We start from the raw sequence: 12,270 nt of genomic DNA on the forward strand, positions 1-12,270 counted from the left end.
CTTTGAGTTCCGTTTTCGACGCATAATAGCCACTCACCGGATTACCATTAGTCCATGGCTTAACACATTCGGTTCCCTCATGCTGACGATACAAGATTATCAACAAGCGAGACTTACCCGCGATCCTCGTTTCGATGGGCGTTTTTTTATTGCGGTCAAATCGACAGGGATTTTTTGCCGGCCGATTTGCCCAGCAAAGCTACCACATGAAGAAAACGTCGAATACTACACCTTAGCACAGCAGGCCATGCTTGCGGGATATCGCCCCTGTTTACGCTGTCGTCCAGACAGTGCGCCGCATTCCCACGCATGGAACGGAGTTGATACTACGGTCAATCGAGCGCTACGGATACTTGGCGAAAACCTACACCTAAGTATGACCGCAATTGCAGAAAAACTCGGTATAAGCGACCGCTATTTACGCCAACTTTTTATTCAACACATTGGTCTTAGCCCGAAACAATATCAAGTCTATGAACAAATTCTGTTTGCCAAACAATTATTGCAGCACACCCAATTGCCTATCGAACATGTTGCGGATGCCGCGGGCTTTAAAGACGCCAGACGCTTACAATATAATATGCAACGCGTCATGCACCGTACTCCAAAGGAATTACGTATAAAACCCAGTAACCTGATACAACCTATCGTTATTCCTTTAGCCTACCGCCCGCCGTACAACTGGCCCCACTTGCGTGACTTTCTGGCGCGCCGAGCAATATCAGGTAGCGAATGGGTGAGCCAAGATAGTTACGCACGTAATTTTACCTTCGGAACCAGCAAAGGTTATTTTCAGGCCCAGCATCAACCAGATAAATACCGCTTTCTCGTTACCTTAGCAATTGATGATTTGCGGCAACTCAAGCACTGTTTGAGTAACGTTCGGCGCATATTGGATGTTGATGCGGATAGCGCGACGATTGACAACAGAATCGAATTAAGTGGCTTATCCAAACAAACCATTACCCCTGGTATCCGCATTCCCGGTATATGGAATACCTTTGAAGCTGGGTGTAGAGCTATTCTTGGTCAGCAAATATCAGTGACCGCGGCTATTAATCTTGTCACTAAGCTCGTGGCAACGATCGGAGAGCCTGTTCTTGATGATCAGGCGCCAGTGCCTGAACTTAATCGTTATTTTCCGGCGCCTGATGCAGTTGCAAACAGTGACCTCAGTTTTTTAGGCATGCCCAACAGTCGTCGTGAGACCCTGCGCCGTTTTGCTGCTTTTTATGCTCAGCACCCTGATACTCCACCCGATGATTGGTTATCAATTAAAGGCATTGGTCCATGGACAGTTGCTTATGCTAATTTGCGAGGGTTATCCCAAGCGGATATTTGGCTTAACTCAGATTTAGTCATCAAAAAACAGCTACTTTTACATGACATAGATGCTGACAAAGTCAGCCCTTGGCGTAGTTATTTAACATTTACTTTATGGAGTCTCGCGTAATGGAAAGCCGTACATCGTTTACCCCGCTGTGTACCTATTTACCCACGCCATGTGGCCTACTAAAAATAAGTGCGAGTAATGACGCTATCATCGCTATTACCTTTGTAGAGCATCCAGATACAGCTGCCACCAGCAATGCGTTATTGAAGCAAGCGAGACAGCAACTGAAAGAATATTTTGACCGCGACCGTGAAGCGTTTGATTTGCCCCTAGCCCCCATAGGTACTAATTTTCAGAAGAATGTTTGGCAACAGTTACGCGCCATACCTTATGGTGTTACATGTAGCTATGGCGATATAGCAAAGCAATTAAACAACCCTAACGCCGTGCGGGCGGTGGGCAGCGCTAATGGCAAGAATCCTATCTCGATTATCGTGCCTTGCCATAGAGTGATTGGGGCCAACGGCACACTGACGGGATACGCCGGCGGCTTAACACGCAAAGCCACTTTACTGAGTCTAGAAAACCCACAATTCAACGCATCACCAGCAAAAATTAGCTGAATAGTACAGGGAGGTTAAATGCAATTACGCGATTTTATCGAGCTAGTCTTGCTTGCAAGCATTTGGGGGGCCGCATTTATTTTCACTCGCACCGCCACGCCTGAATTTGGTCCAATAAGCTTAATCACCATGCGAGCAAGTATTGCCAGCCTCATTTTGCTGCCATTTGTGTGCAATCGCGTCGCAATCAGACAAATAACCGAGCATTGGCGCGGTATTTTAATAGTTGGGTTAACCAATACTGCCATACCATTTTGTTTATTTAGCTACAGTTTATTACACATAGGAGCTGGATATGCTTCTGTGATGAACGCTACAGCCCCTATGTTTGGGGCAATGATTGGCTGGTTGTGGTTAAAGCAGCGCATACCTAGCGTTGCAGTACTGGGGTTGTTGATTGGTTTTCTTGGGGTTGCAGTGCTTAGTGCTGCGCAGGCCGCCGCATTTGACGGCATTTCCATTTTGCCCACTTTAGCGACTTTAGTTGCCACCGCCCTATACGGCTATGCTGGCTGCTTTACTAAGCAACACCTCAGCGCCGTGGGTCCAATGGCGCTAGCCGCAGGCAGTTTGTTTGCAGCAACACTGTGTCTGTTACCACTGAATATTTGGTTTATGCCTAGCACGCTTCCTTCGCCAAGCAGTTGGGTTGATGCCATTGCTCTTGGTGCACTTTGCACTGCATTAGCTTATTTGATGTACTTCAGATTAATCGCCAAAGTCGGCCCAAGCAATGCCCTAACCGTGGCTTACCTAATTCCAGCCTTCGGTATTCTGTGGGGGATTGTCCTATTAAATGAGACCTTAACACCTTCGATGTGGGTAGGCGTGATATTAGTTATATGCGGTGTGTTACTCGTCACCGGAGTGGCAAGCCGCGTGATAGCAAAACGTAGGTTAAAAGCCAAACCTGCGGTGTAATGCCTTATTGGCTATGCAAACTAACATATATCTGCATAGCCATATATAATGCACCAGGCACTCAACCTTGCAATGCAGATTGAAGAATTAATGCTCCTCAATCAATTGCAGGCGCACCACGTTTCGTCCTTCCCGCTTAGCGGCAAAAAGCGCATCGTCGGCAGCGGCAATCACTTCATTTATGGCCCGAGGGATAGCCGTAAACGACACACCAAAACTGGCCGTCATTTGAATAGACATGCTACCTGTTGTTATCGTCATATTGGCTAGGCGATTACGTACGGTTTCTGCTACATCTACCGCCTCATGAGGGCCGGTATTGGGCAGTAGCAACAAGAACTCTTCACCACCCCATCGCCCAATAATATCTTGCTCTCTAAGCTCTAACTGCAACATTGACGCGATTTGGCGTAACACAATATCCCCTGCCTTACGCCCATGGGTTTCATTCACAGATTTAAAATTATCGAGATTAATAAGCACCAAGCTGACAGAAGATTTCTCGTACATCAAGCCATCGAACTTAAGGGACATGCTAGCGCGATTGGGCAATTCAGTTAACACGTCTATTTGACGGGTCTTTTGCATGTCTTTTTTGAAGTAATACAACAGGTTATATATGATCAAAAATAGGCCAAAAATAAGCACCAACAAGGTCACTATACTGAAAATAAAGCCTCGGCTTATCTCTGTTTGACGCGACTCAAGAGGCGTCATTAAATACAGCGTCCAATCAAAAGGTTGAATATTTAATTCAGCGATTAAGAAATCATAGCCGTTTATTTTAACCAATAAATTATTAAGCGAGCCCGCTTGCTCCTCTTCCGACAAATCTTTAAACCAAGGCAATTCCGTTAAATTGGTAAACTTTGAATTAGCCGCGACTAATTTGGGATCAGACGACAAGGTGATGTTTCTGTCTTGGTCCGCAAAGATAAAATCATAACCATAGGTTTCTTTGTAACGCGCGAAAATATCCAAAAAGCTTCTTAGGCTTTTACCTACACCGAAAAACCCAAGAAAATTCTGATCTTCATCAAAGACTTTTAAATCGATATAAAAGTGAGTGTCTTCCCACTTACCAATATCGGCTATTTCATTCTGAGCTGACTCTTTATATTTAAAATACCAACTCACGTCCCCTTCAACCAATTCCGTGGTTGTGCCATCGGAATAGTATTGGCGACGACTCTTTTCACTGGCGATAAAGAAATTCATGCCAAATTCACGGTGCAAGCGTTTAAGGCTAGCAAACACCGCGTCTTCATCAACGCTCTGTGCGCCCATGAGATCTTGCAATTCTTTTGCTTTAACAAGGGTTTCAGAAATATGCAGCGGCTTCATTAGTTGCTGCACAATGAGCTCTACGGCTGGAGAATGAGACTGCTGCTGAGCACGGCTTTGCTCCGCGACGATTTTAGACACGCTAAAGTGCACCAAGGTAACGATGGATACAACCACAACGACGAAGAGCAGCAAAATACTGCGATGTAATGTTCGAAAGATATTCACAAACTACCCTGTATAAAATAAACCAAAAAACTGCTTATCAGCCTGCCCTGTTATTCATTAACTGTAGCATTACTGATTATTTGTTCACGTTAAACTAAACACATGTGTTTAACCAACTAAATTAAAAATTGGCAACACATTTATGCAGTAAAACACATCTATTACCATACAACCTATCGGTCAAAGCAAAAAGGTAGGTAAAGTTACCCCAATGAGAACACTATACGCAAGCATCAAAAGTAAACCCATTGTACTTTGGTTGCAAAATCTTAGTTTGGTTCGTTAACCAATAAAAAAGATACGTCTTGAAGCCTAACAGAGATCAAGCGCTGGTAGTTTTTGCTTGCATCAGTAAAATACCTTGGAATTTAAATGACTCAGGATACTAAATGGCATTTTCAGTGGTAATACTCGCAGCAGGTAAGGGAACTCGCATGAAGTCTTCCATGCCGAAGGTTTTACACCCTATTGGCGCAAAACCTATGGTGCAGCGCATCATTGACACCGTACATCAATTGGGTGCCGCTTCTATCAATTTAGTATACGGCCATCAGGCAGAGCAACTACAACAAGCTTTGGGCCACAATGCGCTCAATTGGTGCTTACAAGCAGAACAGTTGGGCACTGGCCACGCTGTGCAGCAAGCGGTGCCACATATTTCTGATGATGAAGATGTGCTTATTCTTGTTGGCGATGCTCCCCTTATCAAAGCCAATACCCTGCATAATTTGTTGCAAGTAAAAAACAATGCCGATGTCGCATTACTGACTGTCAACGTTGCTGACCCAACAGGCATGGGGCGTATTATTCGCCAAGGCGACAATGTTACCGCGATTGTTGAGCATAAAGATGCCAGCGACGCCCAGCGTCAAATCTGTGAAATAAACACAGGTATGATGGTACTTAATGGCAAAGATTTAAAGCGCTGGCTTGCGAATTTAAATAGCAACAATGCCCAAGGTGAATTCTACCTTACCGATGTCATTGAAATGGCAGCCAATGAAGGAAAAGTCATTAAAGCGGCTCAGCCAAACAGTGAAATTGAGGTCGAAGGCATCAATAACCGCAAGCAATTGGCCGCTATCGAGCGCGCATTTCAATTTGAACAAGCTCAAGAGCTGATGATGCAAGGTGTTAGTTTGCTTGACCCCCACCGCTTTGACCTGAGGGGCGACATTATAGTGGGCCAAGACATCAGCATAGACGTGAATGTGGTTATCGAAGGCACCGTCAAAATTGGCTCCAATGTCACTATAGGCCCCAACTGCATACTTAAAGACTGTGAAATTGCAGATGGCGCGACTATCGAAGCCAACAGCATGCTCGATCAAGCCATAGTTGGTGAAAACTGCTCGGTTGGCCCATATGCACGCTTACGCCCAGGTGCGGTGATGCACGAAAATGCACGCGTTGGCAACTTTGTCGAGATGAAAAAAACCACACTAGGCAAAGGCTCAAAAGCCAATCATTTAACTTACTTAGGTGATACTACCGTTGGAATAGGCGCCAACATCGGTGCAGGTACCATCACCTGTAACTACGATGGTGTAAACAAGTCTAAAACCATTATTGGCGACGGCGCATTTATTGGTTCTAACAGTGCCTTAGTTGCCCCTGTTCAGATTGGTAATATGGCTACCGTTGGTGCGGGCTCGGTGGTAACGAAAACGGTCGCCGATCAAGAATTAGCGATTGCTCGAGCAAAACAGCGAAACGTCAGTGGTTGGCAACGTCCTACAAAGCCAGAATAAATGTTGAAGGTAGAATAAGTGAAACCTCCAACTCCTTTGGAGGTTTTTTTGTATCTAACACCTTAGTATAAGATGCAAAAGAAAGGCTTTATCTTTCATTTCGAAACATATATATTTCGAAATATGCAAAAACGAAACACACAACAACGACGTCGAGCGATTGTCGACCGTCTTCACTCACATCGCGAAGTGATGGTGGATGAACTGGCGAAGCTTTTCTCTACCTCAGAGGTCACTATCCGTAAAGATCTCACTGAGCTTGAAAACAACGGTCTTTTATTGCGCAAATTTGGCGGAGCAGTGCCGCTGCCGCAAGACTCCTCTGAATTATCCAGTGAAAAATTGTCTGCACGTAAAATAGCGATTGCGAAAGCCGCCGCCACCTTAATTAAAGATCATAACCGCATCATCATTGATAGTGGCAGCACCACAGCGGCCCTAATTCCTGAGTTGGCAAGTAAGCTAGGTTTGGTCGTCATGACAAACTCACTGCATGTAGCCAATTCACTGCTGGAAACCGAAAACGAGCCAAAGGTGTTGATGACAGGTGGCACGTGGGATCCTCAATCACATGCATTTCAAGGCAAAATGGCTGAACAAGTGCTGCGTGCATACAATTTCGACCAGGCCTTTATTGGCGCAGCAGGTCTCGATTTACAAAAGGGCTCAACCACGTTCAACGAATTGACCCAACTAACCCAAGTCATGGCTGAAGTCTCTAGCGAGGTCGTGGTCATGGCTGAATCAGAAAAACTACAACGAAAAATACCTAATGTTGAATTGCCTTGGCAGGCGATATCGGTACTGGTTACCGATGATTTAATTGCTCAAAGCGATAAACAACATATTGAACAACAGGGCGTGAAGGTTATTTGCGCAACAACTAAGTCATTTGGAGCATAACGTATGTGTGGGATTGTTGGCGCAATAGCCGAACGTAACGTAGTAGAAATTTTACTTGAAGGGCTAAAACGCCTTGAATATCGCGGATACGATTCTGCTGGTGTTGCCTTACTCGACAACGAGGGTAACTTAACCCGCACTCGTCGCATTGGTAAAGTAAAAGAGCTGGCCGACGCCTTACATAACAATCCAGCCAAAGGCAGTGTAGGTATTGCCCACACGCGCTGGGCTACTCATGGCGGAGTGACCGAAGCCAATGCTCACCCGCATTTTTCAAGTGAGCGCATTGCGGTCGTGCACAACGGTATCATCGAAAATTACCAACATCTGCGTGCTGAACTATCAGCCAAAGGCTATGGTTTCACGTCTGACACTGACACCGAATCCATTGCGCATCAGGTACATTATGAACTAGATCAGGGGGTAGATTTACTGCAAGCGGTGCAAATGGCTGTGAGTAAATTTGATGGGGCATATGGCACGGTTATTGTTGATAAACACGATCCAGAGCGCATGATTGTTGCCCGTTCAGGTAGCCCACTCGTGATTGGTTTTGGTATCGGTGAAAACTTTATAGCCTCAGACCAAATGGCATTGCTGCCTGTAACTCGTCGCTTTATGTACCTTGAAGAAGGCGATGTAGCCCAAGTGACCCGCACCAGCGTCACCGTGTACGATCAAAGCGGTCAAGTCGTCGAGCGTGATATTGTTGAATCAGATGTAGAGCACGATGCTGGCGATAAAGCAGGCTATCGCCATTACATGCTCAAAGAAATTCATGAGCAGCCTTCAGTCGTGCGCAACTGTTTGCAGGGCCGTTTGGGTGAACACGACATCAGCCCGAATATTTTTGGTCAAGATGCAGACGAGGTGCTTGCCAACATCAAGCACGTACAAATTGTTGCCTGTGGTACCAGCTACCACTCAGGCATGACCGCCAAATATTGGTTAGAAGAATACGCCAATGTGTCATGTAACGTTGAAATCGCTTCTGAGTTTCGCTACCGCAAATCATTCGTTCACCCCAACAGCTTGCTAGTCACCATTTCTCAGTCAGGTGAAACGGCTGATACCCTAGCCGCTTTACGCCTAGCAAAAAGCTTGGGCTACACCTCAAGCTTAACCATATGTAACGTGCCAGGCTCCTCGCTTGTACGCGAATCAGACCTCGCCTTTATGACCCTTGCAGGGGCAGAAATCGGCGTGGCGTCGACCAAAGCGTTTACCACCCAGTTAACCGGTTTCTTAATGTTAACGTTAGCATTAGGCAAACATAACGGCATGACAGAGGCCGATCACAAAGCCATTGTTGATGGTTTACATAGTTTGCCAAGCAAACTGGAAGAAACCCTAAGCCTCACCCAAGGCATCAAGGATTTAGCCGAAGAGTTCGCCGACAAACAGCACAGCTTATTCCTAGGTCGTGGCGATCAATACCCGATCGCTATGGAAGGCGCGCTTAAGCTCAAAGAAATTTCCTACATTCACGCAGAAGCCTACGCATCTGGCGAATTAAAGCATGGTCCACTTGCTTTAATCGATGATGAAATGCCGGTCATCGTAGTCGCTCCCAATAATGAGCTGTTAGAAAAGCTAAAATCAAACGTAGAAGAAGTGCGTGCCCGCGGCGGCATCATGTATGTATTCGCCGATAAAGAAGCCCACTTCAAGAGCGATAAAACCATGCGCGTGATCAACGTTCCACACTGTGAAGCGGCCATCGCCCCAATTATCTACACCCTGCCATTACAGTTGCTGTCTTATTATGTCGCCATCATCAAAGGCACAGATGTAGACCAACCTCGGAACCTCGCGAAAAGTGTCACGGTCGAGTAAGTCATTGATTTAAAGTAATTATTTTTTGCGATCTAATTAAAGTTTGAAACTTGGAATTAAAGTTTGAAACCGGCTCGAATGAGCTGGTTTCAACGCAGTCCGACAAAATACTTTGATTTTGTCCTTTTTAAAAAGACTGTTTAGGTAGAAGTTGTCAGTATGAAATCACTATCGTCAGTGACGATGTCATTGCTGAATATTTCATTACATCAATTTTCAAAAATCTTCATTTTTACGAATTTAGCTGATTTAGTGGTACTAAACACAGATGGGCAGCTTGGTAAATGAACCTTTCCCAGACTCATTTGACAGATACGAACAGTGTGAACTGCGCGCTAAAAAAGTCAAAAGTGGTACTGTACTCGCAGTGAAATTGCCTCTCCAGATTTACGCTGCGCACCATCCTCTGAAATGCGTGCCTTAATAAAGTTGACCATGAACTTGAGGTCATTTTTTACAACGTAATTGAGTCCAATGGATATTGTATTAACTTGGTCATTTTCTTTCACCAGCGCCATCTGACTATATCGCATTGTCACTTCCCAATGGCTGCTATCGATCCCTCCAAGAATGCCTTCTTCAAATTTTCTGTTTTTCCCAGATAAGCTATAAGCCATAAGACTATACCCTCCCTGATACAGATATTCGCTGCCATCAACTGCACTTACTCTTGATGTTTGCCATTCGGTAATGTTGAGAAAGCCATTGTTTTGCCACATAAACTCGAAGCCGGTCTGTGATACAGAATCCGCTACAATCTTGCGATTTTTGATGATTGGATCAGCACTACCGACCTCCACTTTTCTATTTATGCTATATGTATCGCCGTGCATACGGCGTTGGCTGGATGCGATCCCTACATGTATCAAGCCATTGTCTGTGTGCCAAGGTGTCCATGCCAGTCTCCCCGTGACCGACTCACCGTTGTCAGCATCGTTTTTCTGGAAATAACCTAATTGCCAACTTAATTCTCCGCGACTACCAGCAAAGTTAACACCATACGAAAGACCGGGCGAAATCACTGTGGTCGCCATAGCCCGCTCAATCATAATAAAGTTTCTGGCCCCCATTAGCCTTTCAAATCCAAAACCCTCCTTCTGCCTTCCTATGGTGATATTGGCGATGTCCCAACCTGTGTATTTGATAAAGGCGGCTTTAACATCGAGGTCTTGTGTAAGTTCAACAGAGTAGTTCGCACTTAAGCTTTTCGATAATTGAGAAGCAAGTGCCAAACGAACACGTCGCAATTCTAAATGACTATTAGCTGCGTTTGCCACATCGACAAAATTTGCATCAAAGTGGTCATAATCGACCATTAAATGCCCACCTAACTGAACGCCTATGGGCTGCTGAGCTATGCTTGTGAAACTAACAATCGCTAGAAAAGCGCAAAAGACGCGCAATTGGGGCGTGCTCATTCATTGGTCTCGGTGTTACTTAGAACTCTTCTGTGTCTATTTCAAGCTGAGTGTTAGCAGGATACCGAGGGCCACTGATATTTTGATGATCGAATAGTTGAGCTAATTTTTCTATCTGAAAATGTGAAAGTGATATATCAGACGCTGCGATGTTGTCCCGTAAATGTGAAATCTGCGTGGTACCTGGTATGGGAAGTATGTGATCGCTTTGATGCAGTAACCAGGCAAGGCTCAATTGTGCCATGCTGCAGTTCAGCTCTGTACTCATCGAACGAAGTTCAGTCAACAAGGGTAGATTCTGTTGCATATGATAAGCCTGAAATCGAGGCATGTTTTTGCGTATATCACCGTCCACCAATGCGTTTATGTCAGTTACCTTTCCACTAAGAAACCCACGAGCCAATGGTGAAAATGCCACGAATGCCGTGCCAAGTTCGACGCAGGTATCGAGTACAGAAATTTCTGCGTTTCTGCTCCACAACGAATATTCGGTTTGAAGCGCAGCAATGGGGTGAACAGCGTGGGCTTTACGCAAGGTTTTCGATGATACCTCGCTGAGCCCAACCGCTCTTATTTTGCCCTCGTCAACCATTCGAGATAGCTCGCCAACACTGTCTTCAATAGGAACGCTTTTGTCCCAGCGATGCAAATAGTACAAGTCTATAACATCAGTTTGTAGGCTAGTCAGTGACGTCTCTAGGGTTTGACGCAATGTCTCAGGGCGACCATCGATAACGCGCTTACCGCTAACACCAGTCATGCCACATTTGCTCGCTAGAAAGAGGTTCTTTCGATGTGGCTTAAGCAATTTTCCTAACAAAATTTCGTTTTTGCCAAAGCCGTATAACGCCGCGGTATCGAAATGAGTTATGCCACATTCTAGGGCTTCAGCGACAACCCGGGCCGCTTCCGACTCGCTTAATGGGTGCCCATAGGCATGGCTTAAATTCATGCATCCTAAACCAACGTCTGATACCTGTTGTTGCGCAATAATACGTTGCTTCACTTTTATCCCCTGATATTAAATTACCTTGTTATACAAGTTGCTGTTCAAGGTCGTGCAGAACTTTATAACAAGCCAATACTTGACCAATGCTCGAGTTGGGTTCTCGATTTTCTTTAATAGCAGTAAAGAATTCCCTGTCCTGTAGCTCTATACCATTCATTGACACAGCGACATTCGACACATCTATTTTGTTCTCTTTGCCGTCAAATAAGTCATCATAACGTGCGATATAAGTGCCATTGTCACAGATGTAGCGGAAGAAAGTACCAAGAGGACCATCGTTATTAAATGACAATGACAAGGTGCAAATAGCGCCGTTTTCCGCTTGTAACTGAATTGACATATCCAATGCAATCCCCAGTTCAGGGTGAATCGGCCCCTGCACTGCGTTGGCTTTAACTATTTTACTGCCCGCTTGATAGGCGAATAAATCAACTGTGTGGGCAGCATGGTGCCACAATAAATGGTCAGTCCATGAACGAGCTTCCCCCTTCGCATTAATATTTTTACGACGGAAGAAATAAGTTTGCACGTCCATCTGTTGAATATTCAGTTCGCCAGCCGTGATGCGCTGATTAACCCATTGGTGAGAGGGGTTAAAGCGTCGCGTATGACCGACCATACAGACCTTGCCTGTCTCTTCCTGTACTTTAACTACCGCTTGAGAATCCGCCCACGAGTCCGCTAAAGGGATTTCAACCTGCACATGTTTGCCAGCTTGCATACATTGAATTGATTGCTCAGCATGTTGCTGAGTCGGTGTACATAAAATAACGGCGTCAGCATCGATTTTCAGGGCTTCGGCTAAATCTGTGAAAATGTGTGGGATGCCATATTCATCCGCCACTTTTTGTGTTTTTTCAGCGGAACGTCCGACTAAGGCGACCACTTCAACATCGTTAATATTCTTAATGCCATCTAAGTGTTTAATTCCAAAAGCGCCAGGGCCTACAATTATTACTTTCAT

10 protein-coding genes are annotated in these 12,270 nt (G+C 45.2%); 6 read left to right on the top strand and 4 right to left on the bottom strand.

From position 1 onward, the window contains the following. Positions 1–79: 79 nt before the first annotated feature. The 3 genes from PATL_RS19830 to PATL_RS19840 are packed head-to-tail and all read left to right on the top strand — an operon-like array spanning position 80 to position 2,877. Positions 80–1,453: a DNA-3-methyladenine glycosylase 2 family protein gene (locus PATL_RS19830; protein ID WP_011576582.1), complete on the top strand. Its 1,374-nt coding sequence runs from the start codon at positions 80–82 to the stop codon at positions 1,451–1,453. After that, positions 1,453–1,956, top strand: coding sequence for a methylated-DNA--[protein]-cysteine S-methyltransferase (locus PATL_RS19835; RefSeq protein ID WP_011576583.1), 504 nt, complete (start codon positions 1,453–1,455; stop codon positions 1,954–1,956). The genes PATL_RS19830 and PATL_RS19835 overlap by 1 nt, the downstream gene beginning before the upstream one ends. 18 nt (positions 1,957–1,974) lie before the next feature. Then, the gene (locus tag PATL_RS19840; RefSeq protein ID WP_011576584.1) at positions 1,975–2,877 is read left to right on the top strand and encodes a DMT family transporter; all 903 of its coding nucleotides are present in this window, start codon (positions 1,975–1,977) and stop codon (positions 2,875–2,877) included. Between the two features lie 87 nt (positions 2,878–2,964). On the opposite strand, the gene PATL_RS19845 is transcribed toward PATL_RS19840, so the two are convergent. After that, positions 2,965–4,389 carry a sensor domain-containing diguanylate cyclase gene (locus PATL_RS19845; RefSeq protein ID WP_011576585.1) on the bottom strand — a complete coding sequence of 475 codons (1,425 nt, stop codon included), beginning with the start codon at positions 4,387–4,389 and terminating at the stop codon, positions 2,965–2,967. Positions 4,390–4,778: 389 nt separating this feature from the next. Between PATL_RS19845 and glmU the strand changes: the two genes are divergently transcribed. The 3 genes from glmU to glmS all read left to right on the top strand — a co-directional run bounded on the left by glmU (position 4,779) and on the right by glmS (position 8,879). Beyond that, positions 4,779–6,140 (top strand): bifunctional UDP-N-acetylglucosamine diphosphorylase/glucosamine-1-phosphate N-acetyltransferase GlmU, encoded by a 1,362-nt coding sequence (gene glmU / locus PATL_RS19850; protein WP_011576586.1) that lies wholly within the window; start codon positions 4,779–4,781, stop codon positions 6,138–6,140. Between the two features lie 123 nt (positions 6,141–6,263). Next, positions 6,264–7,043 (top strand): DeoR/GlpR family DNA-binding transcription regulator, encoded by a 780-nt coding sequence (locus PATL_RS19855; protein ID WP_041714623.1) that lies wholly within the window; start codon positions 6,264–6,266, stop codon positions 7,041–7,043. Between the two features lie 3 nt (positions 7,044–7,046). After that, complete coding sequence (gene glmS, locus PATL_RS19860) at positions 7,047–8,879, top strand: glutamine--fructose-6-phosphate transaminase (isomerizing) (RefSeq protein ID WP_011576588.1); 1,833 nt, start codon at positions 7,047–7,049, stop codon at positions 8,877–8,879. A gap of 344 nt (positions 8,880–9,223) precedes the next feature. On the opposite strand, the gene PATL_RS19865 is transcribed toward glmS, so the two are convergent. Genes PATL_RS19865 through PATL_RS19875 form a run of 3 tightly spaced genes read right to left on the bottom strand, consistent with a single transcriptional unit; the run spans position 9,224 to position 12,270 of the window. Continuing rightward, positions 9,224–10,297: an OprO/OprP family phosphate-selective porin gene (locus tag PATL_RS19865; RefSeq protein WP_011576589.1), complete on the bottom strand. Its 1,074-nt coding sequence runs from the start codon at positions 10,295–10,297 to the stop codon at positions 9,224–9,226. A gap of 19 nt (positions 10,298–10,316) precedes the next feature. Continuing rightward, positions 10,317–11,303 carry an aldo/keto reductase gene (locus tag PATL_RS19870; RefSeq protein ID WP_011576590.1) on the bottom strand — a complete coding sequence of 329 codons (987 nt, stop codon included), beginning with the start codon at positions 11,301–11,303 and terminating at the stop codon, positions 10,317–10,319. 28 nt (positions 11,304–11,331) lie between these two features. Then, entirely contained in the window at positions 11,332–12,270 is a 939-nt protein-coding gene (locus tag PATL_RS19875) for a Gfo/Idh/MocA family oxidoreductase (RefSeq protein WP_011576591.1), read from the bottom strand.

This window comes from Paraglaciecola sp. T6c (assembly GCF_000014225.1).
GTDB classification, from domain to species: Bacteria; Pseudomonadota; Gammaproteobacteria; order Enterobacterales; family Alteromonadaceae; genus Paraglaciecola; species Paraglaciecola atlantica_A.

Coding starts and splice junctions, on each gene's coding strand:
- PATL_RS19830 (WP_011576582.1), top strand. CDS start 80: ATGCTGACGATACAAGATTATCAACAAGCGAGACTTACCCGCGATCCT.
- PATL_RS19835 (WP_011576583.1), top strand. CDS start 1,453: ATGGAAAGCCGTACATCGTTTACCCCGCTGTGTACCTATTTACCCACG.
- PATL_RS19840 (WP_011576584.1), top strand. CDS start 1,975: ATGCAATTACGCGATTTTATCGAGCTAGTCTTGCTTGCAAGCATTTGG.
- glmU (WP_011576586.1), top strand. CDS start 4,779: ATGGCATTTTCAGTGGTAATACTCGCAGCAGGTAAGGGAACTCGCATG.
- PATL_RS19855 (WP_041714623.1), top strand. CDS start 6,264: ATGCAAAAACGAAACACACAACAACGACGTCGAGCGATTGTCGACCGT.
- glmS (WP_011576588.1), top strand. CDS start 7,047: ATGTGTGGGATTGTTGGCGCAATAGCCGAACGTAACGTAGTAGAAATT.
- PATL_RS19865 (WP_011576589.1), bottom strand. CDS start 10,297: ATGAGCACGCCCCAATTGCGCGTCTTTTGCGCTTTTCTAGCGATTGTT.
- PATL_RS19875 (WP_011576591.1), bottom strand. CDS start 12,270: ATGAAAGTAATAATTGTAGGCCCTGGCGCTTTTGGAATTAAACACTTA.